We start from the raw sequence: 19950 nt of genomic DNA, 5'->3' as shown, positions 1-19950 counted from the left end.
ATAGCACGGATCGGGGCGGGGCTCGTCAGGCGCCCCGCTCTTCGTCCTCGACGGGCGGACGCTCCGAGCGGTGCAGACGGCTCAGGAGCACCAGCATCGGTCCGGGCAGGGGTCCCGTCAGCGTCTCGGCATCGGTGAAGCCCCCGCGATCGCGCACGAGGCGACGGCGGGCCTTGGACTTTTCCGCGAGAACGACCGGCGTTCGTCCGCCGGCTCTTCTGATTTTCATACGCACAACGCACGCTCCGACATCGACGCGAGCCTGGAGAAGCCACAGCAAACGCGGATCCGGCGGTTCCGTTCCGGCCAAGCTTGCGCGCTAGGTGGCGGCGGGACGTCGCGGGTGATAGAGCCCCGATCATGCTCGAAGGCCTGCCTCCCCACCGTCCGACCCATGTGCTGCGCCTCCTCACCGACGAGGGGTCGGCGCGCGCGATGACCGACCTCCTCGGCGAGATGTTCGACCCGACCCAGACGGCCGTGGCCGCCTTCGAGGCAGAGGACGGCCGGACCTGGCGGCTCGAGGCCTACTTCGCCGATGCGCCCGACGAGGCGATGATCCGCGACCTGATCCGCCCCGTGGTCGGCGCGCAGGCGGACGTCGCCACCTTCGAGACCATCGACCAGCAGGATTGGGTCCGCGCCTCCCTGGAGGGCCTGAAGCCCGTCCGGGCCGGCCGCTTCCTCGTCCACGGCAGCCATGACCGCGACACGGTCCGGGCCAACGACCTCGCCATCGAGATCGAGGCGGCGCTGGCCTTCGGCACCGGCCATCACGGCACGACGCTGGGCTGCCTCCGGGCCTTCGCGGGGATCCTCAAGCGCGGGCGCCCGGCCCACGTGCTCGACGTCGGCACCGGCACCGGCATCCTCGCCTTCGCGGCGGCGAAATACCTGCACACGCCCGTCATCGCCGGCGACCTCGATCCGGAGGCGGTGACCACCGCCATCGGCAATGCCCGCCTCAACGGCCTCGGGCCGGTCCTGCGGCTCTACCAGGGGCCGGGGGTGCGCCACCCCCTCGCCGACCGGCCGCGCCGCTTCGACGTGGTCTTCGCCAACATCCTGGCGCGGCCCCTGAAGGGGCTGGCGCCCTCGCTGACGGCGGTCGTCGCCGACCGCGGCGTGCTGATCCTCTCCGGCCTCATCGAGCGCGACGTGCCGGGCGTCCTCTCCACCTATCGGCACCGGGGCTTCCACCTCGCCCGGCACGGGCTGATCGAGGGCTGGGCGACGCTGGTGCTCACGCGCGGCGGCGCGGCGGCGCGCCCGCGCCGGACGCGGTTGCGGCCCCTCTGAGCCCGGCGTAACCCTGGGCGCCATGACCCGCGCCCGCTTCCAGACCTTCGACGATCCGAGCCACCGCCACGGGGCCGACCGCATCCGGGCCCTGCGCGCGGCCCTGCGCGACGCCGGCCTCGACGGCTTCGTGGTGCCCCGCGCCGACGAGCACCAGTCCGAATACGTGCCGCCCCAGGCCGAGCGCCTGGCCTGGCTCACGGGCTTCACCGGCTCGGCCGGCACCGCCGTGATCCTGTCCGAAGAAGCCGCCCTCGTCGTCGACGGGCGCTACACCCTGCAGGCGCCGGCCCAGGTCGACACCGCCCTCATCACCCCGGTGCCGCTCGCCGAGACCAGCGTCGCGGCCTGGATCGGCGCCCACATCAAGGCCGGCCAGGTGCTGGCCTACGATCCCTGGCTGCACACCCCCGACAGCGTGGCACGCCTGGAGCGCGCAGTGGCCAGGGCCGGCGCGCGTCTGCAGGCGGTGGACCGGAACCCCGTCGACGCGGTCTGGACCGACCGGCCGGGGCCGCCGGCGGGGCCCGTCGTCGCCCATCCGCCGGAGCTCGCCGGCGCGTCCGCCGCAGACAAGCTCGCCCGCATCCGCACGGCCCTGGCCGAGGCGGACGACGCCGCCCTGGTGATCTCCGATCCGCACAACCTCGCCTGGGCGTTCAACCTGCGCGGCAGCGACGTGGCCTACACCCCCCTGGCGCTGGGCTACGCCCTGGTGCCGCGGGACGGCCGCGCGGCCCTCTACCTGACCTCGCCCGCCGTGAGCCCGGAGCTGCGCGCCGCCCTCGCGCCGCTCGCCGACCTCCACCCGCGCGCGGCCTTCGCGGACGGCCTCGCGGCGCAGGCGGCGAACGCCGCGCGCCTGCGCCTCGACGCCGCCACCGCCGCATACGCCCTCAAGCAGCGGGTCGAGGCGGCCGGAGGCGTCGCCGATCTCGGCCCCGACCCGATCACGGCCATGAAGGCGGTGAAGAACGCGGCGGAGATCGCCGGCACCCGGGCGGCGCATCTGCGCGACGGCGTCGCCGTGACCCGCTTCCTCGCCTGGCTCGCGGACCAGGGCGAGACGCTGACCGAGATCGCCGCCGTGGAGGCCCTGGAGGATTTCCGCGCCGCGGGCGGCCTGCTGCGCGACGTCTCGTTCCCGACGATCTCCGGCAGCGGCCCCAACGGCGCCATCGTCCATTACCGGGTCAGCCGCGAGACCGACCGGCGCATCCGGCCCGGGGAGCTGTTCCTGGTGGATTCCGGGGCGCAATACCGCGACGGCACCACCGACATCACCCGGACGGTGGCGATCGGCACGCCCTCCGAGGCGATGCGCGACCACTTCACCCGCGTGCTCCGGGGGCATATCGGCATCGCCCGGGCGGTGTTTCCGAAGGGCACGACGGGCGCGCAGATCGATGCCTTCGCCCGCCTGCCCCTCTGGGAGGCCGGCCTCGACTTCGACCACGGCACCGGCCACGGCGTGGGGTCCTTCCTGTCGGTGCACGAGGGGCCGCAGCGCATCGCCAAGACCGGAACGGTCGCCCTCGAGCCCGGCATGATCCTCTCCAACGAACCGGGCTACTACCGGCCCGGCGCCTACGGCATCCGCCTGGAGAACCTCGTCCTGGTCGAGGCCCGCGACGTGCCCGGCGGCGAGCGCCCGATGCTCGGCTTCGAGACCCTGACGCTGGCGCCCTTCGACCGTCGCCTGATCCGCCCCGAGCTCCTGAGCCCGGAGGAGACGGCCTGGATCGACGCCTATCACGCCCGCGTGCGGGAGGCGCTGGAACCGGACCTCGACGGGGCGACGCGGGCCTGGCTGGCGGCGGCGACCCGGCCGATGGCGGCGTCGGTCTGACCCCGGCCCGGCCGGAGCGCCGGACGGCCCTTGCGACCATCCTGCGCCTTTCGGCGGCGCGGAAAGGCGGGGACAAGGGATCTCGCGGCTTCGCGATTTTGCGCTCCGGCCGAACGGACGTAACCTGCCCGCCTCCATCTCCGAACAGGATTCTATGATCCGGCTTCTCGCCCTGGCGCTCGCGCTGTTCGGCCTCGCTCTGCCCACCGCCTCCGCGCAGGGCTTCAAGGTGCCGGCCGACCTCGTGAAGGCGAGCCTCGTCGGGGAGCCCGCCGCGATCCGGCCGGGCGAGCCCTTCACGGTGGGGATCCGCTTGGTGATGCGGCCGCACTGGCACGTCTACTGGCGCAATCCCGGCGATTCCGGCCTGGCTCCGGAGGTCGCCTGGACGCTGCCGCCCGGGTTCTCGGCGGGGCCGATCCAGTGGCCGAGCCCGAGCCGCATCCCGGTCGCCCACCTGATGAATTACGGCTACGAGGACGAGGCCGTCCTCCTGGCGCAGGTGACCCCGCCGGCCACGCTGGCCTCGGCCAAGCCGGTGACGCTCCAGGCCAAGCTGACCTACCTCGTCTGCGAGCGCGAATGCGTGCCGGGCTCGGCCGAGCTGCGCCTGACCCTGCCGGTGGCGCAGACCGGCACCAGCACCGGCGTCGCGCCCGGATCGATGATGCTGTTCGAGGCCGCCCGCGCGGCCCTGCCCGCGCCCGCCCCCTGGCCGGTGCGCTACGGCGCCGAGAACGGGCGTCTGCAGGTGCACCTCGCCGCGCCGGCCGGGCTCGCGGCGTCCGACGTCGCCTACTTCCCCTATGCGGAGACCGCCATCGAGAACGCGGCGCCCCAAGAGGCGCGCAGCGACGCGGATGGGCTGCACATCGACCTGGCCCGCGGCGACGCCACCGCAGCGGCCCCCGCGACCCTGCCGGGGGTGCTGACCTTCGCGGAGGCGACGCCGGACGGACCCGTGCGCCGCGCCTACGCCGTCGGGGAGGCCCCGGACGCCACCGCCGTCGCGACGGCCTCGGCCGCGACCACGAACGCGGCGATGGCGCCCACACCCGCGCAGGCCCCGGCCGAGAGCCTGACCCTCTGGAGCGCGGCCGGCCTTGCCTTCCTGGGCGGCCTCCTCCTCAACCTGATGCCCTGCGTCTTCCCGGTCCTGTCCATCAAGGTCCTGAGCCTCGTGCGGCATTCCGGCGAGCCGGCGGGCCGGGTCCGGCTGCACGGCCTCGCCTACACGGCGGGCGTGCTCGCGTCCTTCCTGGCCCTCGCCGGCCTGCTGATCGCCCTGAAGGGGGCCGGCGCCGGCATCGGCTGGGGCTTCCAGCTGCAATCGCCCCTGGTGGTGGCGGGCCTCGCCTACCTGCTGCTCGCCATGGGACTCAGCCTGTCGGGCGTCGTCCATCTCGGCGCCGGCATCGCGGGCCTCGGGGACGGCCTGACCCGGCGGGCCGGCCTGGAAGGCTCGTTCTTCACCGGAATCCTCGCCACCGTGGTGGCCACCCCCTGCACCGCCCCCTTCATGGGCTCGGCGGTGGGCTTCGCCCTGACCCAGGAGGCCGGCGTGAGCCTCGCGGTCTTCGCGAGCCTCGGCCTCGGCCTCGCCCTGCCCTTCCTCGCGCTGACGATCTGGCCCGCGGCCCTGCGGCGGCTGCCCCGCCCCGGCGCCTGGATGGACACCCTGAAGGGGGCGCTGGCCTTCCCGATCTACGCCACCGTGGCCTGGCTGGTCTGGGTGCTGTCGCAGCAGGTGGGCTCGGCCGGGCTCCTCGCCGCCCTGGTCGGCCTCGTCCTCGTGGGCCTCGCCGCCTGGGCCTGGGAGCGCGGGCACGGGGCCGGCCCGGCCGGCACCTGGGTCGCGCGCGGCACCGCCGTGGCGGCGCTCGCCGCCCTCGCGATCCTCACCCTCGGCCTCGACCGGGACCGGGCGGGGGCCGACGCCGCGCAGGCCGATGGCAGCGCCTTCACCCAGGCGCGCCTCGACGGGCTCCTGGCCCAGGGCAAGCCGGTCTTCGTGAACATGACGGCGGCCTGGTGCATCACCTGCCAGGTGAACGAGCGCGTGGCCCTGCGCGCCGAGGCGGTCCAGGCCGGGCTGAAGGCGCGGGGCATCACCGCCCTCAAGGGCGACTGGACCAACCAGAACCCCGAGATCACCCGCCTGCTGGAGCGCCATGGCCGCAGCGGCGTCCCGCTCTACCTCCTCTACGCCGGTGCGGGCGAGCCCACGGTCCTGCCCCAGATCCTCACGCCCGGCCTGGTGCTGGAGGCCCTGCAGGCGGTGCCCCTCGCGGCCGCGGACCGGAGTGCGGCCCTGACCGAAGTGCGGCCCTGACCGAAGTGCGACCCTGACCGAAGTGCGGCCCTGACCGAAGTGCGGCCCTGACGAAGGTCTCCGCCGGCGGGCCGGTCGCGCCGCGGACGGTCGAGCCCCGTGGCTGCACGGTTCAGTCCGCCCCGTCATCCTTGCGCTTGACGCGCAAACCGCCCTGCCCCAGCACGGCCGCATGAGCACCGATGCCGCGCCGCGCTGGGACGTCTTCCGCAACGGCGATTTCCGCCTCTTCGGAGCGGCCCGCTTCCTCACCGGCCTCGCCTTCCAGATGCAGGCGGTGGCGGTGGGGTGGTTCGTCTACGACATCACCCGCTCGGCCCTGGCCCTGGGCCTCGTGGGCCTGGCGAGCTTCCTGCCCGCCATGCTCTCGGCCCTGGTGACGGGCCACGTCGCCGACACCTACGACCGCCGCCGCGTGGCGGCCCTGGCCTACGCGACGCTGGCGTCGGCGGATCTCGGCCTGCTCCTGGCGGCCTGGCTCGGCACCACGACCCTGTGGCCGATCTACGGGCTCGTCGTCGTGATCGGCACCTGTCGCGCCTTCGCCAACCCGGCCCTGCAGGCCCTGCTGCCGACCCTGGTGCCCCGCCCCCTGTTCGGCTCGGCCATCGCCTGGAACGCCTCGCTCTGGCAGAGCGCCTCGATCCTCGGCCCGGCCACCGGCGGCTTCCTCTACGCCCTCGGGCCGGCGGTGGTCTTCGGGGCGGCCGCCGTGAGCTTCGCGCTCGCCAGCACCCTCATCCTGGCGATCCGGTTCCGGCCCGCCCCCATCGCCGAGCGCCCGCCCGTGACCTGGGAGACCCTCTCGGCCGGCCTGACCTACATCCGCACGCATCCGGTGGTGCTCGGCGCCATCAGCCTCGACCTCGTGGCGGTGCTCCTCGGGGGCGCCACCGCCCTCCTGCCGATCTTCGCGGCGGAAGTGCTGCACGTGGGCCCCCTCGGCCTCGGCGTCCTGCGCAGCATGCCGGCGGCCGGCGCCGTGCTCACCGCGATCGCCCTCGCCTACCGGCCGCTGCAGCGCCGGGCCGGCCTGCGCATGCTCCAGGCCGTGGGGATCTTCGGCCTCGCCACGGTGGGCTTCGGCCTCTCGACCTCCCTGCCCCTCTCCATGGCCTGCCTGTTCGTCACGGGGGCGGCCGACATGATCAGCGTGTTCGTGCGCCAGACCTTCGTGCAGGGCGAGACGCCCGATTCCATGCGCGGCCGGGTCTCGGCGGTGAACTCGGTCTTCATCGGCGCCTCGAACGAACTCGGCGAGTTCGAATCCGGCACCCTGGCGGCCCTGATCGGGGCCGTCCCGGCCGTGGTGGCGGGCGGCCTCGCCACCCTCCTCGTCGCGGCGCTCTGGGGCCGGGTGTTTCCCGCGCTGCGGGCCCGGGACCGGCTCGTGCCGGCGGAGTGAAGGGCGGATCTATCCCTTAGCCGCCCGATTCGCTGCACACCAGGGATAAAGCCTGCGTAAACAGTGCCTTACACGATGTCTCGGAGCCCCGTTGCCGATCCATCGCGCCGGCACGGCCGAGCTTTTCGACATGACAGCGGCCTGCACGCAGGCGTAGAAATCCTGCAGGAGGCTGCAATGGCTGACATCAAGGTGGTTGCAGGAAATTGCGGAAAAGGCAGAGGCACCTATGAGTCGGGCGTTCTGACCAGCCCGGACGGTGTCGAGCGCTCCGTCGAGAGCATCCTCGCCGTCGAGGCGCACGGAGAAATCGCGGGCACCCGGAACTGGGGCGGGCAACTTCTCGAAGGTCTGAAGGGAAGCCTCGCCCTCGCATCGAACATCGATCTGAGCGGCACGGCGCTGCTCGCCGCGACCGCCCTGACCTCGGTGTCGGCCGAGGAATCCCAACCTCAGACGCTGCTGGAAATCACGTTCCAGGACGCAGGCCTGCTGATCGCCCTGGCCGACCCGCGGCTTCCGGCGCTGATCAGCAACGATCGGGAAGTACTGCGACGGGGGTTCGCTCGGGCCTCACAGCGGGTGACCCAGACGGTCGACGGACCGGGACACGCGGATTCGTCCCTGGCGACGACGGCGAGCGAGGCGGCTCAGGCGGCAGTCGGTGCCGTTCAGGCCGTGACCGGCGCCGCCGGCGCATCGCTGAGCTCGGCTTTCAGCTTCGTGCGCCGAACCACGGGCTACGAGCGCGGCTGACACGGCCGCCGCGCGCGTCCCGTCCTACTTCCCCGACAGCAGCGGCGACCAGGTCGGGTCCGAGGCGTAGGACGGGGTCGGGACCGGCTGCTCCACCTTGCCGGTGATGTCGACCATGTAGAGCTTGCCGCCGCCCTGGCCGCCCGGATCGCGGAAGAACAGCACGTACTGGCCGTTCGGCGCGAAGGTCGGGCCCTCGTTGTGGAAGCCTTCCGTGAGCACACGCTCGCCCGTTCCGTCCGGCTTCATCACGCAGATGGCGAAGCCGCCCTTGCGCTGGCGCGTGAAGGCGATGAGGTCGCCGCGCGGCGACCAGGCCGGCTGCGAGGCGGAGCCCTCGCCGAAGGAGAGGCGGGTGGGCGTCCCCCCCGAGGCGCTCATGACGTAGATCTGCTGCGAGCCGCCGCGATCGGACTCGAACACGATCTGGCTGCCGTCGGGCGAGAAGGTCGGCGAGGTGTCGATGGCATTGCCGTTGGTGACCGGCGTCTGTGCCTTCGAGGCGAGGTCCATGATGACGATGTCGGCGTTGCCGCCCTCCTGGACGCTCATCACGAGACGACGGCCGTCGGGGGAGAAGCGCGGGCTGGTGCTCATCGAGCCGGACTTGCCGAGGGCCTGCCGGCTGCCGGTCTCGAGGTTGATGACCTGGATGCGCGGCTGCTGGCCGGTGGTCTGGGTCATGAAGGCGATGTCCTGGGTCGCCGGCGAGTAGCGCGGCGCGACCACGGCGTTGTCGCCATTGGTGAGCGCCCGCACGTTGGCGCCGTCCTGGTCCATCACCATCAGGCGCTTGCGCCGGTTTTCCTTCGAGCCGGACTCGTCCACGAAGGCGATGCGGCTGTCGAACCAGGGGCCGAGGCCGGTGATCTTGGTGTAGACCGCGTCCGAGATGAGGTGGCCGGTGCGGCGTGCATTGGCCGGATCGGTGCCGTATTGCTGGCCGGTCATCTGCTGGCCCGAGGTGACGTCCCAGAGGCGGAACTCGACCTTGAGCTTGCCCGAGGCGTCACGCGCCACCCGCCCGGTGATCAGGGCCTGAACGCCCGCCGCCTTCCACTTCTCGAAACCCGGGACCGCATCGAAGCCCGGGGCCTCGGGGAACTTCGCTTTCTCGACGGGCGTGAAGTAGCCCGACCGGCGCAGGTTGTTCGTGACCACGCTGGAGACGAGGAGGCCCAGGCTCGGATCCCCCGAGAAATCCGTGACCGCGATCGGCATCGGCTGGAACGACCCGCCGCCGATGCGCAGGTTGAGCTGCGCCGCAGCCGGGTTCAGGCCGCACAGGACGAGGGCCAGGAGGGCGAGGAGCGACGTCAGGCCCTTGGGAAGACTGGGATGCATGATCGATTCCGTGGTCGTGGGAATGCGAGGATCGTCGATGTGGTCGGAGGGGAGCGTGGCTGCGGATCTGCGCCTGTCCTGGCGGATCGGGCCGAGGGCTTGCCTCGACCCCCGTGAACGCCGGGCATCCGCACGCTTCGACGCGGTCACGCTCCGACGGGCCTATCACACCCGCGAGAACTCGAACTCCGCGTTGATGGCTTTCCAGTCGTTGTAATACGGCGCGTACTGGGCCGGGATCTTGTAGGGCGCGCAGCGACGCACGGCGCGCTGAGCCGCCTCGGCGATCGACCGATCGACCGCGTTGGCGCCGCCCCGCATGATGCGCGGTTCGGAGGTCAGCGTGCCGTCCGGATTGAGCCGGATGTCGAGCATCGGCAGCACCACGCCTTGGGTGGCACCGGGCGGCGCCACGTAACAGCGCTCGATCTGCTGCTGGAGCATGCCCACGAGGGCATCGCGCAGGGAGGGCGACAGGCGCTGGGCGTTGCCGGAGGCCGCGCCCAGGGATGCGGTGCGCTGCACCTCGCGGCCGGTGGCGCCGGTGGATTGCGAGGGCGCCTTCGAGGCGAGGAGCGAACGGATGTCGCCCGCGCTGAACTTGTCGGCGAGTTCGGCCTGCTTCTTGGCCTTCGCTTCCCCATCCGCCTTCGCCTTGGCGTCGGCCATCGCCTTGGCCTTCGCCTTGGCGGCGGCCTCGGCCTTGGCCTTCGCGGCGGCCTCGGCCTTGGCCTCGGCGTCCGCCTCCGCCTTGGCTTCGGCGAGCTCCTTCTGACGCTCGGCCTCCGCCTTGGCTTTCGCCTCCGCGACCGCCTTCGCCTTGGCCTCGGCTTCCTTCTCGGCCTTCGCCTCGGCGTCGGCCTTCGCCTTGGCCTCTGCCCGTGCTTTGCGGGCCGCCTCCGCCTTCGCCTCGGCCTTCGCAGCCTCGACCTTGGCGGCGGCTTCGGCCTTGGCCTCGGCTTCCGCCTCCTGCTTCTCGATGAGTTCGGCGAGTTGCTCGCGCTTGACGGCCTCGGCCTTGGCCTTCGCGGCGGCGGCTGCCTTGGCTTCGGCCGCCGCGGCTTTGGCCTCGGCAGCGGCGGCAGCTTTCGCCTCGGCAGCGGCGGCAGCCTTCGCCTCGGCGGCGGCGGCGGCCTTGGCTTCGGCGGCGGCCGCAGCCTTCGCGGCGTCCGCCTTCGCGGCCTTTTCCGCCGCTTCGGCCTTGGCCGCTTCCGCCTTGGCGGCTTCGGCCTTGGCGTCCTGCGGATCGGGCTCGCTGGAGCGCAGCGGCATCTCTTCGGCGCTCGCCACCTTCATGTCGGCGGGGCGCTTCGGCGGGGCCGGGGCATCGACCTTGGCGTTCTCGGGCTCGCGCTCCTCGAACTTTTCGGCGACGCGGTCGGCACGCGGCTTGGCGTTGGGCTGGGGCGCATCGGCGTTGCGCTCGCCCTTGGTCAGCTCCGAATATTGCTGCTCGGTCATCACCTCGACGGGCACGCCCTCCTGCGCGTCCGGTAGGGCGGGCGCCGCCACCGAGAGCAGGGCGACCGTCAGCAGGCCGACATGCGTCGCCGCCGAGACCCAGACGCCCGGTTCACTGCGCTTGAAGGGAATCCGCACCGCCGGGCCCGCTACTTCTGGTCCGGCTCGGTGACCAGGGCGACCTTCTTGAAGCCGCCGCCGGTCACGATCGCCATCACCTGGGCGACGCGGCCGTAATCGACCCGCTTGTCGCCACGCACGAACACGCGCTCCTCGAAGCCGGCCTTCGAGCTCTCGGTGAGCTTCGGGACGATGGTGTCGTCGGAGAGTTCGCTCTCCCCGAGGAAGACCTGGCCCGACTGCCGGATCGACAGGGTCACGGGCTTGGTGTCGGAATTGAGCGGGCTCGCCTTGGATTGCGGCAGGTCGAGGGGCACGCCCACCGTCATCATCGGCGCCGCGACCATGAAGACGATCAGCAGCACGAGCACGACGTCGATGAACGGCGTCATGTTGATCTCGTTGATGGCCGCGTGCCGGCGTCCCCGCCGACGCCGTCCGCCGCCACCCTGCGCTGCTCCGTGGGCCATGCCCATGATCGTTCCTCGGGTGTGGGGGTGGGGTCAGGCGACGAGCGAGAGGCGCTCGTCGATCTGCCGCGAGAGGATGGCGGAGAACTCGTCGGCGAAGCCTTCGAGGCGCGACTGGTTCTTGGCCACCGTGGACTGCAGCTTGTTGTAGGCGAGCACCGCCGGAATGGCGGCGAACAGGCCGATGGCGGTGGCGAACAGCGCCTCGGCGATGCCCGGCGCCACCACGGCCAGCGAGGTGTTCTTGGAGGCGGCGATCGACGTGAAGGCGGTCATGATGCCCCAGACCGTGCCGAACAGGCCGATATAGGGACCGGCCGACCCGATGGAGGCGAGGAAGAGCAGGCGCGACTCGAGGCGCTCGACCTCGCGCTGGATCGTCACGTCCAGCACCTTGTCGATGCGCTGGGACAGGCTCTGGATCTGGCGCCCGGAGCCCTCGAAGGAGCGCTTCCACTCGCGCATCGCGGCCACGAACAGAGCGCCCTGCCCCACCGGCTGCCGGTCGTTGAACGAGCGATAGAGCTCCTCCAGGGAGCGGCCGGACCAGAAGGCCTCCTCGAAGGCGTCCATCTCGGCCTTGGTGCGGCGGAACAGGAGGGTCTTGTCGACGATGATCGACCAGCACCAGATCGAGGCCCCGATCAGCCCGAGCATCACGATCTTGACGACGAAATGCGCCTGCAGGAACAGGCCGAGCAGGGTCATGTCGGGGGCCGGCATCGCCTGCATGGCATCGGCTGGGTTCATGACATGATCCTCGAAAAACCCCGCGCGGAGCCGTCACGGAACCGGTGGTCCGTCCTGCGCGCTTCAACCGGAACTTTGAGCGATTTCAAGGCTCAATGGCCCGCGAATCTGTCGAAAGTATGAGCCGGCCGTGTGCAGTGCACCCGTCCGGCCCGAGGGCAGTTAAGCACCCGGCAGGGTTAACATTCCCTTGCGGCCCGCGCGGGCGGAGCCCCGGAGGGGGCCGAGGGATCGGGATGTCCGCCGAGCGTCCTCGGCGAAGGCCGCCGGAGAACAACATTTGTCCAGAGGCTGAACACGAACGGCTCAACTGCGCTTTAACGAAATTTTAAGCATCATCACAGATAAAACTAGATCATTGCTATCGAAGACCAAATTCCGGCGGGTCGCTACGATGAAAACCCAGAGAACGATACTGGACGCATGGCGCCGCCCCCACGCCGAGAACCGGGCCAAGGTCTCGCCGCAGATGGATCTGGAAGCAGTCCTCGATGCGCTGCCGGTCAACGTGCTCGTCGTCGATCCCGTGAGCGCGAACATCACGTTCGCCAACCGGCGCAGCATCGAGACCATGCACGCGCTGCGGCAAGACCTGCCCCAGGACGTCGATCCCGACCGCATGGTCGGAACCTCGATGGATGTGTTTCACAAGAACCCCCAGCACCAGCGCAGCATCGTGGCGGACCCGTCGCGCCTGCCCTGGCACACGAAGATCCGCCTCGGCCCCAAGACGCTCGACCTGCATGTCTCGGCGGTGATGGCGCAGGGCGCCTACATCGCCGCCGTCCTGTCCTGGGCCGACGTGACGCCATTCGCCGACGCGATCACGGCCTTCGACGGGGCCATCCGGGCGGCCCTCGACGGCGCCGGCGGTGCCACCGACACCCTGCGCCACGCGGCCAACCAGGTCCTGGAGAAGACGGGCGAAACCTCCGCGGCCGCCGCGACGGCGTCGCGCGGCGCGTCCGGCACCTCGGCCAACGTCCGGACGGTGGCCCGCGCCGTCGAGGAACTCAACACCGCCAATGCCGAGATCACGCAGCAGATGGACCGCTCCCGGTCCGTGACGGGCGAGGCGGTGGAGGAGGCCCGCGAGGCGGTGACGCGCGTGCGCGCCCTCAGCGAGAATTCCGGTCATATCGGCCAGGTCGTCGGGATGATCGGGCAGATCGCCAGCCAGACCAACCTCCTCGCCCTCAACGCGACCATCGAGGCGGCCCGCGCCGGGCCGGCCGGGCGCGGCTTCGCCGTCGTGGCCAGCGAGGTCAAGGAACTGGCGGCCCAGACCGCCCGGGCGACGGACGACGTGTCCCGTCAGGTCGCGATGATCCAGGCCGCGACGACGTCCACGGCCTCCACCATCGAGCGCATCGCCGGCATCATCGGGAGGATCGACGAGAGCGCCATCTCCATCGGCTCGGCCGTGGAGGAGCAGTCGGCCACCGCCACCGAGATCCGCCGCAGCGTCGAGGAAGCCTCGGGCCGGACCGAGACGGTGAGTTCCAGCGTCGCCGCCGTCGCCACGAGCGCGACGGATTCGGCCGACGCGGCCCAGAGCATGCTGCGCGCGACCGCGGATCTCAATCGCGAGATCGAGGCGGTGGCGGGCGCGGTCAAGCTCTTCCTGGGCGAAGTCCGCAAGATCTGACGCGGACGCGGCCACCTCCGGGCGCGGGACCGGACGTCGGCACAGGCCCCGCTACGATGACCGGGGCGTGGGATCGGGGTCGTCGCGCTCCGGGGACAGGAGCCGCCGCAGGCTGTCGGGCAGGCGGATCGCGCGACCGTCGCGCACGCAGGCGACGACGACCTCGGCCTTCACCAGCACCGCGCCGTCCCGCCGGACCTCCTGGGCGAGGTGCATCGAGGCGCCCTTCATCGCGGTCGTCCAGGTCCGGACCTCGAGGAGGTCGTCCATCCGCGCCGGCTTGGCATAGTCGATCACCATGCGGCGCACGACGAAGTGCATTCCGGCCGCATCCCGGTGCAGGTCGGACTGGTCGCCCGCGAGCCCGCGCAGGAGTTCGGTGCGTCCCCGCTCCATGAAGCGCAGGTAGCTCGCGTGGTAGACGAAGCCCGAGAAGTCGGTGTCCTCGTAATAGACGCGCACCGCGAGGGCGTGCACGCCGGGTTCGGGCTGGGTCAACGTGGCGGCTCCCGGATTCGTGATGAACGCCCCCCGCGGCCCGCAGACCGCCCGCCGAGGCCTCCGCGACGGGGTGCGCAGCGTCCGCGAGCGGTGGGCCGCTCTAGCAGATTCCGAGGGGCGAGCAACGCGGTCCCGCGGGAGGCTGCGCGTCGACGGCGCGGGTTTCGGCGCGGGCGGAGCAAAGATTCCGCCGGAAAGCACGGACGGAAAATTAAGGCGTTCCCACGTTGATCCACCGGAAGGCGCTGGAGCGCCGAGCACTTGGCGCCCCCCCGGGAAGCAACGCCGAGTCGCTCCGGGGCGATGTCTGTGCCGCCGTGGCGGTACAAGGATAGGAACATGCTTACGGCCAGCGTTCGGAAGCGATCGGCTCATCTGATCGCCCTGGCGAAAACCCTTCACGCCGGCTCCATCGTGCTGCTCGCATCCGCGGGTGGTGTTCTCGGCTTGGCGATCGCCGCGGGGGCGGGGCTCTTCATCGCGGACCTGCACGGCCGGGCCGTCGCCGATACCGAGCAGAACCTCGTCAGCCTCGCCACCGTCCTGGCGGATCAGGCCGACCGGGCCCTGCAGGCGATCGAGCTCGTGCAGGACGCCCTCATCGACGAGATCCGCGCCGCCGAGATCGCCACGCCCGCGGCCTTCGCGGCCCAGGTCTCGACGCGCGCCATGCACGAGTCCCTGCGCGCCCGCACGGCGGCCCTGCCCCAGGTCAACGCCGTCACGGTGGTCGATCACACCGGGACCCTGCGCAACTTCACCCGGTTCTGGCCCATCCCGGACGTCAACATCGCCGACCGGGCCTACTTCAAGGCCCTGGCCTCGGACCCGCTGCTCCAGCGCTTCGTCAGCGAGCCGGTGCAGAACCGCGGCAACGGAACCTGGACCCTGTACATCGCCCGCAAGATCTCCGCCCCGGACGGGACGTTCCTCGGGCTGGTGCTCGGCGCGGTGGAGCTGGAGTACTTCGCCGGCCTCTACGGCCAGATCGCGCCGCAGCCCGATTACGTGATCTCGCTGTTCCGCACCGACGGCGTGCTGCTGGTGCGCCATCCGCATCGGGACAACGCGATCGGACGCGGGTACACCACGACCGGGGCCGCCCTGATCGCCCTGCAGAACAAGGCCGGCGGCGTCACCCGGACCGTCAGCCCGATCGACCAGCAGGACCGGCTCATCGCGACCCGGGCCCTCTCGACCTATCCGGCGACCCTGAGCGTCAGCCGCACCACCGCGGCGGCCCTGGCGCCCTGGCGCCGCCAGGCCACGGTGCTGGGCGCGGCCGCCGGCCTCCTCGACCTCGGGCTCGTCGGGCTCTTCGTGCTCGGCCGGCGCCAGGCCGGCGGCCAGGAACGGCTCCTGCGCGCGGAGGAGCGGGCCCGCAGCGAGCACGCGCTGCGCACGCAATATGCCCGCTTCGGGGTCGCCCTCGACACCATGACCCAAGGGCTCTGCCTGTTCGACCAGGACAACCGGCTGATCGTGATGAACGCGCGCTACGTCGCGCTGCACGGCGTCCCGCCGGACCTGCGCCAGCCCGGCACGACGCTGGCGGCCATCCGGTCCTATCTCACGGCGAGCAACGGCGATCGCGCTCCGCCCTGGCCCGCCCCGGAGGAGGCCGCGCGATCGCCGGCCTCCTTCACCTGGGATCTCGCCGATGGGCGGGCCATTGCCGTCAAGCACGTTCCGATCCGGGGCGGCTGGCAATGCACGCACGAGGACGTCACGGAGCGCCGCCGGAGCGAGGCGCAGATCGTCCGGATGGCGCGCCACGATGCGCTGACCGGATTGCCCAACCGGGCCTTCCTGCGCGAGCACATGGCGGGCGTGCTCGCCGGCCGCGGCGGCAGGCGGACGGCGGTGCTCTACCTCGACCTCGACGGCTTCAAGGGGGTCAACGACACCCTGGGTCATCCGGCCGGGGATGCCCTCCTGTGCCTGGCGGGGCAGCGCCTGCGGGAATGCCTGCGCCCGTCCGATTTCGTCGCGCGCCTGGGGGGCGACGAGTTCGCCATCGTGCAGTCCGGGATCGTCGCGCCCGGGGAGGCGGCCGATCTCGCCGCGCGCCTCGTCGCGATGCTCCAGATGCCCTTCGCGGTCCAGGACCGGGAGATCGTCATCGGCACCAGCATCGGCATCGCCCTCGTGGAGCCGACGGACACCGAGAGCGACGCCGTCCTGCGCCGTGCCGACGTGGCCCTGTACCAGGCCAAGGCGGCGGGCCGGGGCACCTGGCGCTTCTTCGAGACCGACATGGACGTGGACATCCAGCGCCGGCACCAGCTCGGGACCGAGCTGCGGCGCGCCTTGGCGGCCGGGCAGTTCGAGCTGCACTACCAGCCCCTCGTCGCGGCCGGGACCCGGACCCTCAAGGGCTTCGAGGCGCTGCTGCGCTGGCGCCATCCCCAGGAGGGCCTGATCGGTCCGGCGACCTTCATTCCCCTGGCCGAGGAGATGGGCCTGATCCGGTCGATCGGCGCCTGGGTCCTGGCCCAGGCCTGCCGCGACGCGGCGATCTGGCCGGACACGCTTACGATCGCCGTCAATCTCTCCTCCGTGCAGTTCCTCCGCGGCGACCTCGTCGAGGACGTGACGCGGGCGCTGATCGGCGCCGGACTCGTGGCGAGCCGGCTGGAACTGGAGATCACCGAATCCGTGCTCCTGCGCGACCACGCCGACACCTTCCGGATCCTGCATCGCCTGAAGAGCCTCGGTGTCCGGATCGCGATGGACGATTTCGGCACGGGCTATTCGAGCGTCAGCTACCTGCGCCGGTTTCCCTTCGACACGCTCAAGATCGATCAGTCCTTCGTCCGCACCCTCGGGCAGGACGGGGGCGCCATCGCCATCGTCCGGGCCCTGGTGGGCCTCGGCAAGGCCTGCAACATGGGCGTCGTCGCCGAGGGCGTCGAGACGGCCGAACAGGCCGCCCTCCTCGAGGCGGAAGGCTGCGACGCGCTGCAGGGCTTCCTCTTCAGTCGGGCCCGGCCGGCGCCCGACCTCACGGACATCCTGACCCGCCGGACCTTCGCCCCGCCGGATCGCGCGGACGCGCGGTCCGACCGGACGCACCAGCGCGACGCGGCCTGATACGGGGTCCGCTCGAGCGAAGCGGGCCCGGATCGGCAAGCCCGCGCGGCGCTCGAGCGAAGCCCAAATCCGCCATCCCGTAGGGATCGGAAGGATTTGGTACGATCCCTCGGCCGCACGCCGTTCAGGCGTCCGGGTCGCCGGCGTTGAACAGGCCGAACTGCCCGCTCGGTTCGCGCCGGGGCTCGGGAAAGCCCATGTGGCGGAAGGCGTGGGGCGTGAGCATGCGCCCGCGCGGGGTGCGCTGGACGAACCCCTTCTGGATCAGGAACGGCTCGATGATGTCCTCGATCGCGTCGCGGGGCTCCGACAGCGCGGCCGCGATGGTCTCGATCCCGACCGGCCCGCCGTTGAAGGAGCTCGCGATCATCGTCAGGTACTTGCGGTCCATCACGTCGAGGCCCGCCGGATCGACGTCGAGGAGTTGCAGCGCCCGGTCGGCGATGGCGCGGGTCACCGTGGGCGCATCGGCCACGATGGCGAAGTCGCGCACCCGGCGCAGCAGCCGCCCGGCGATGCGGGGCGTCCCCCGGGCGCGCTTGGCGATCTCGTTGGCGCCCTCCGGCGACATGCCGAGGCCGAGCACCCGGGCGCCCCGGCTGACGATCAGCTCGAGCTCGTCGACGTCGTAGAATTCCAGCCGGATCGGAATGCCGAACCGGTCGCGCAGGGGCGTGGTCAGCAGGCCGGCGCGGGTGGTGGCCCCGACCAGGGTGAACTTGGGCAGCTCGATCTTCACCGAGCGGGCGGCCGGCCCCTCGCCGATGATGAGGTCGAGCTGGTAATCCTCCATCGCCGGATAGAGGATCTCCTCCACCGCCGGATTGAGGCGGTGGATCTCGTCGATGAAGAGCACGTCGCGCTCTTCCAGGTTCGTCAGCTGGGCGGCGAGGTCGCCCGCCTTGGCGATGACCGGGCCGGAGGTGGAGCGGAAGTTCACCCCGAGTTCGCGGGCGACGATCTGCGCCAGCGTCGTCTTGCCGAGGCCGGGCGGCCCGACGAACAGCACGTGGTCCAGGGCCGAACCGGTCTTCTTGGCCGACTCGATGAAGATGCTCATGTTGGCGCGCGCCGCCCGCTGTCCGATGAATTCGGACAGGCTCAAGGGCCGGATCGACTGCTCCAGGTCGTCCTCGCGCCGCTCGGGCGTGAGGAGCGATTCGGGAAGCGGATGGAGGGTCGGCGATTTGGGCGCCGATGCCTTCGAGGTGGGTCTCGCAGGTTTGCTCACACGGATTCTCGGTGGGGGCCGGGGCCAGCGTCCATCATCTGTTCTCCTGGCGGATGTCGCATAACGGCGCCGTTCGCGCTACATTCCCGTCGCGGCGCAGGGCGTGTGGGGCGCTGGTTCGTCGCAGGCGGAGAGCTTCCCGTGGGCGGTGCGTCGCAGGAATTCGAACGGATGGCCCTCGACGACTTCGAGGAGTTGCTGGCCGATAAGCCCCGTAACGAGCGCTGGGAGCTGATCGGGGGACGCGTGGTCCGGATGATGGTCGGCGCGCGCTGGGAGCATGCGCGGATCGTCCAGAACATCGCCCTGGGCCTGGAAGTCGGTTTTCGCGCGAAGGGATCGTCCTGCCAGACCTTCACCGAAACATTCTACATGAAGAGCAAAACCCTGGAGGCCGCGATGCTTCCGGATGTGCTCGTCGTCTGCGGCGACATCGAACCAGGCGCAACGTCTGTTGAGAATCCCACGGTCCTGGTCGAGGTGCTCTCGCCTGGGACCGAGGCCCGGGATCGCTTCGAGAAGTGGGCCGTCTATCAGCAGCTCGCCTCACTTCAGCACTATGTGCTGGTGGCGCGGGACCGGCCGCATCTCGAGGTCTTCGACCGCATCGAAGGACGCTGGAGCGGGTATCGGGTGATCGATGGCCTCGATGAGGTCCTCGATCTTTCGACGATCCAGGCGGTGCTGCCCCTGCGCGATATCTACTTTCGGGTCCTATCCGTTTGAGCGCCGGGCCTCGAAGCCCGGCGCCCCATCATTCCTACCTTTATTCGGCTTCGGGAGCGATCGGCTCCAGGCCGCCGATGTGCTTCTGGGCGTAGAGGGGCAGGCCGATCTGGCCGATCAGCTCCAGCTGCGTCTCGAGGAAGTCGATATGGCCCTCCTCGTCCTCGGCCAGATCCTCGAACAGGCGCTTCGACACCCGGTCGTTGATCGAATCACAGTACTTGGCCGCCTCGAGGTACAGCGCGCGCGCCTCGTTCTCGGCGGCGAGATCGCACTCGATGATCTCCTGGACATTCTGACCGATCCGCAGGGGATCGAGTTCCTGCAGGTTCGGGAAGCCGTCGAGGAACAGGATCCGGTCAACGAACCGATCCGCGTGGTTCATCTCCTCGATGGATTCCTTGCGCCAGAACTTGGCGAGCTCGATGTAACCCCAGTCGTTGAGCATGCGGAAATGGAGCCAGTACTGGCTGACCGCCGTGAGCTCGCTGCGCAGTCCCCGATTGAGGTACTCGACGACCTTCGCATCACCCTTCATCCGCCCAATCTCCCTTGAGGCACGTTAAGCCGGAGGGGAGCTTCAGCACCCGGAATGGGCGCTCAGGCGGCGATCCCCTCCTCCGCAGCCTGGACCTTGACCAAACTACAGGAGCTCGCGCAAGTCGCCGTGCACGCATGCGCGGCCTCATCGCGGGCATTTTCGAGGGCGTTCTGCAGGATGCCGCGGATGGTCCGGGCGCAGCGCCCGCATTTCGGGCTGCACCCGAGGCAGGCCTGGACCTGGGCCGGCGTGCGCGGACAATCCGGGCCGCGATGCAGGCAGGCGCGCACCGCGCGATCGGACAGGACGTTGCAGGAACAGACGATCATGCGGGACCGTGACTCGTGCGTGGCTCGCGTGTCGGGTAGAGGCCGCCGGGTGGGGGTTTCACCCGGCCACTTCGTCGAATCTGAGGCGGTGTTGA

Annotated in this window: 17 protein-coding genes; 8 read left to right on the top strand and 9 right to left on the bottom strand. The window is 71.1% G+C overall.

Annotated features, from left to right (window positions below; genetic code table 11):
* Window positions 1-25 precede the first annotated feature (25 nt).
* Window positions 26-229 carry a hypothetical protein gene (locus ASF20_RS14675; RefSeq protein WP_156389705.1) on the bottom strand — a complete coding sequence of 68 codons (204 nt, stop codon included), beginning with the start codon at window positions 227-229 and terminating at the stop codon, window positions 26-28.
* Window positions 230-360: 131 nt separating this feature from the next.
* Here ASF20_RS14675 and ASF20_RS14670 point away from each other — a divergent pair, with 131 nt between their 5' ends.
* The 5 genes from ASF20_RS14670 to ASF20_RS14650 all read left to right on the top strand — a co-directional run bounded on the left by ASF20_RS14670 (window position 361) and on the right by ASF20_RS14650 (window position 7641).
* Entirely contained in the window at window positions 361-1299 is a 939-nt protein-coding gene (locus ASF20_RS14670) for a 50S ribosomal protein L11 methyltransferase (protein ID WP_056275201.1), read from the top strand.
* Between the two features lie 22 nt (window positions 1300-1321).
* Window positions 1322-3148: an aminopeptidase P family protein gene (locus ASF20_RS14665; protein ID WP_056275199.1), complete on the top strand. Its 1827-nt coding sequence runs from the start codon at window positions 1322-1324 to the stop codon at window positions 3146-3148.
* A gap of 154 nt (window positions 3149-3302) precedes the next feature.
* Entirely contained in the window at window positions 3303-5480 is a 2178-nt protein-coding gene (locus tag ASF20_RS14660; RefSeq protein ID WP_056275197.1) for a protein-disulfide reductase DsbD domain-containing protein, read from the top strand.
* 172 nt (window positions 5481-5652) lie between these two features.
* Complete coding sequence (locus ASF20_RS14655; protein WP_056275196.1) at window positions 5653-6885, top strand: MFS transporter; 1233 nt, start codon at window positions 5653-5655, stop codon at window positions 6883-6885.
* Between the two features lie 177 nt (window positions 6886-7062).
* Complete coding sequence (locus tag ASF20_RS14650) at window positions 7063-7641, top strand: hypothetical protein (RefSeq protein ID WP_056275194.1); 579 nt, start codon at window positions 7063-7065, stop codon at window positions 7639-7641.
* A gap of 24 nt (window positions 7642-7665) precedes the next feature.
* Here the strand turns inward: ASF20_RS14650 and tolB are convergent, their stop codons facing one another.
* The 4 genes from tolB to tolQ form a co-directional block, all read right to left on the bottom strand.
* The gene (gene tolB, locus ASF20_RS14645) at window positions 7666-8985 is read right to left on the bottom strand and encodes a Tol-Pal system beta propeller repeat protein TolB (protein WP_056214500.1); all 1320 of its coding nucleotides are present in this window, start codon (window positions 8983-8985) and stop codon (window positions 7666-7668) included.
* A gap of 165 nt (window positions 8986-9150) precedes the next feature.
* Entirely contained in the window at window positions 9151-10584 is a 1434-nt protein-coding gene (gene tolA / locus ASF20_RS14640) for a cell envelope integrity protein TolA (protein WP_056275191.1), read from the bottom strand.
* An 11-nt stretch (window positions 10585-10595) separates the two neighbouring features.
* The gene (locus tag ASF20_RS14635) at window positions 10596-11042 is read right to left on the bottom strand and encodes a biopolymer transporter ExbD (protein ID WP_056214495.1); all 447 of its coding nucleotides are present in this window, start codon (window positions 11040-11042) and stop codon (window positions 10596-10598) included.
* A gap of 27 nt (window positions 11043-11069) precedes the next feature.
* Entirely contained in the window at window positions 11070-11786 is a 717-nt protein-coding gene (gene tolQ, locus ASF20_RS14630; protein ID WP_056214491.1) for a protein TolQ, read from the bottom strand.
* 394 nt (window positions 11787-12180) lie between these two features.
* Here tolQ and ASF20_RS14625 point away from each other — a divergent pair, with 394 nt between their 5' ends.
* Window positions 12181-13434, top strand: coding sequence for a methyl-accepting chemotaxis protein (locus tag ASF20_RS14625; RefSeq protein ID WP_200927235.1), 1254 nt, complete (start codon window positions 12181-12183; stop codon window positions 13432-13434).
* A 51-nt stretch (window positions 13435-13485) separates the two neighbouring features.
* Here ASF20_RS14625 and ybgC read toward each other — a convergent pair whose 3' ends face one another.
* Window positions 13486-13932, bottom strand: a complete 447-nt coding sequence (gene ybgC / locus ASF20_RS24155; RefSeq protein WP_056275188.1) for a tol-pal system-associated acyl-CoA thioesterase — start codon at window positions 13930-13932, stop codon at window positions 13486-13488.
* 342 nt (window positions 13933-14274) lie between these two features.
* Between ybgC and ASF20_RS14615 the strand changes: the two genes are divergently transcribed.
* On the top strand, window positions 14275-17028 hold the full coding sequence (locus ASF20_RS14615; RefSeq protein WP_056275186.1) for an EAL domain-containing protein: 2754 nt from the start codon (window positions 14275-14277) through the stop codon (window positions 17026-17028).
* A gap of 124 nt (window positions 17029-17152) precedes the next feature.
* Here the strand turns inward: ASF20_RS14615 and ruvB are convergent, their stop codons facing one another.
* On the bottom strand, window positions 17153-18154 hold the full coding sequence (ruvB, locus tag ASF20_RS14610; RefSeq protein ID WP_056215338.1) for a Holliday junction branch migration DNA helicase RuvB: 1002 nt from the start codon (window positions 18152-18154) through the stop codon (window positions 17153-17155).
* Window positions 18155-18430: 276 nt separating this feature from the next.
* On the opposite strand from ruvB, the gene ASF20_RS14605 reads away from it, so the two are divergent.
* Window positions 18431-18985: a Uma2 family endonuclease gene (locus tag ASF20_RS14605; RefSeq protein ID WP_056275666.1), complete on the top strand. Its 555-nt coding sequence runs from the start codon at window positions 18431-18433 to the stop codon at window positions 18983-18985.
* A gap of 40 nt (window positions 18986-19025) precedes the next feature.
* Here the strand turns inward: ASF20_RS14605 and bfr are convergent, their stop codons facing one another.
* Together bfr and ASF20_RS14595 are read right to left on the bottom strand one after the other, a co-directional pair.
* The gene (gene bfr, locus ASF20_RS14600; protein WP_056214475.1) at window positions 19026-19523 is read right to left on the bottom strand and encodes a bacterioferritin; all 498 of its coding nucleotides are present in this window, start codon (window positions 19521-19523) and stop codon (window positions 19026-19028) included.
* Between the two features lie 62 nt (window positions 19524-19585).
* Window positions 19586-19855, bottom strand: a complete 270-nt coding sequence (locus ASF20_RS14595) for a (2Fe-2S)-binding protein (RefSeq protein WP_056214472.1) — start codon at window positions 19853-19855, stop codon at window positions 19586-19588.
* Window positions 19856-19950 lie beyond the last annotated feature (95 nt).

The organism is Methylobacterium sp. Leaf88, from assembly GCF_001422795.1.
Classification (GTDB): Bacteria; Pseudomonadota; Alphaproteobacteria; order Rhizobiales; family Beijerinckiaceae; genus Methylobacterium.
Note: the sequence above shows the minus strand (reverse complement) of the source record. Positions and strands in the feature narration are given on the sequence as shown.

Excerpts from the sequence above, each read along its gene's own strand:
- ASF20_RS14675 (WP_156389705.1), bottom strand. The coding sequence starts at position 229 with ATGAAAATCAGAAGAGCCGGCGGACGAACGCCGGTCGTTCTCGCGGAA.
- ASF20_RS14670 (WP_056275201.1), top strand. The coding sequence starts at position 361 with ATGCTCGAAGGCCTGCCTCCCCACCGTCCGACCCATGTGCTGCGCCTC.
- ASF20_RS14665 (WP_056275199.1), top strand. The coding sequence starts at position 1,322 with ATGACCCGCGCCCGCTTCCAGACCTTCGACGATCCGAGCCACCGCCAC.
- ASF20_RS14660 (WP_056275197.1), top strand. The coding sequence starts at position 3,303 with ATGATCCGGCTTCTCGCCCTGGCGCTCGCGCTGTTCGGCCTCGCTCTG.
- ASF20_RS14655 (WP_056275196.1), top strand. The coding sequence starts at position 5,653 with ATGAGCACCGATGCCGCGCCGCGCTGGGACGTCTTCCGCAACGGCGAT.
- ASF20_RS14650 (WP_056275194.1), top strand. The coding sequence starts at position 7,063 with ATGGCTGACATCAAGGTGGTTGCAGGAAATTGCGGAAAAGGCAGAGGC.
- tolB (WP_056214500.1), bottom strand. The coding sequence starts at position 8,985 with ATGCATCCCAGTCTTCCCAAGGGCCTGACGTCGCTCCTCGCCCTCCTG.
- ASF20_RS14635 (WP_056214495.1), bottom strand. The coding sequence starts at position 11,042 with ATGGGCATGGCCCACGGAGCAGCGCAGGGTGGCGGCGGACGGCGTCGG.
- tolQ (WP_056214491.1), bottom strand. The coding sequence starts at position 11,786 with ATGAACCCAGCCGATGCCATGCAGGCGATGCCGGCCCCCGACATGACC.
- ASF20_RS14625 (WP_200927235.1), top strand. The coding sequence starts at position 12,181 with ATGAAAACCCAGAGAACGATACTGGACGCATGGCGCCGCCCCCACGCC.
- ASF20_RS14615 (WP_056275186.1), top strand. The coding sequence starts at position 14,275 with ATGCTTACGGCCAGCGTTCGGAAGCGATCGGCTCATCTGATCGCCCTG.
- ASF20_RS14605 (WP_056275666.1), top strand. The coding sequence starts at position 18,431 with ATGGCCCTCGACGACTTCGAGGAGTTGCTGGCCGATAAGCCCCGTAAC.
- bfr (WP_056214475.1), bottom strand. The coding sequence starts at position 19,523 with ATGAAGGGTGATGCGAAGGTCGTCGAGTACCTCAATCGGGGACTGCGC.
- ASF20_RS14595 (WP_056214472.1), bottom strand. The coding sequence starts at position 19,855 with ATGATCGTCTGTTCCTGCAACGTCCTGTCCGATCGCGCGGTGCGCGCC.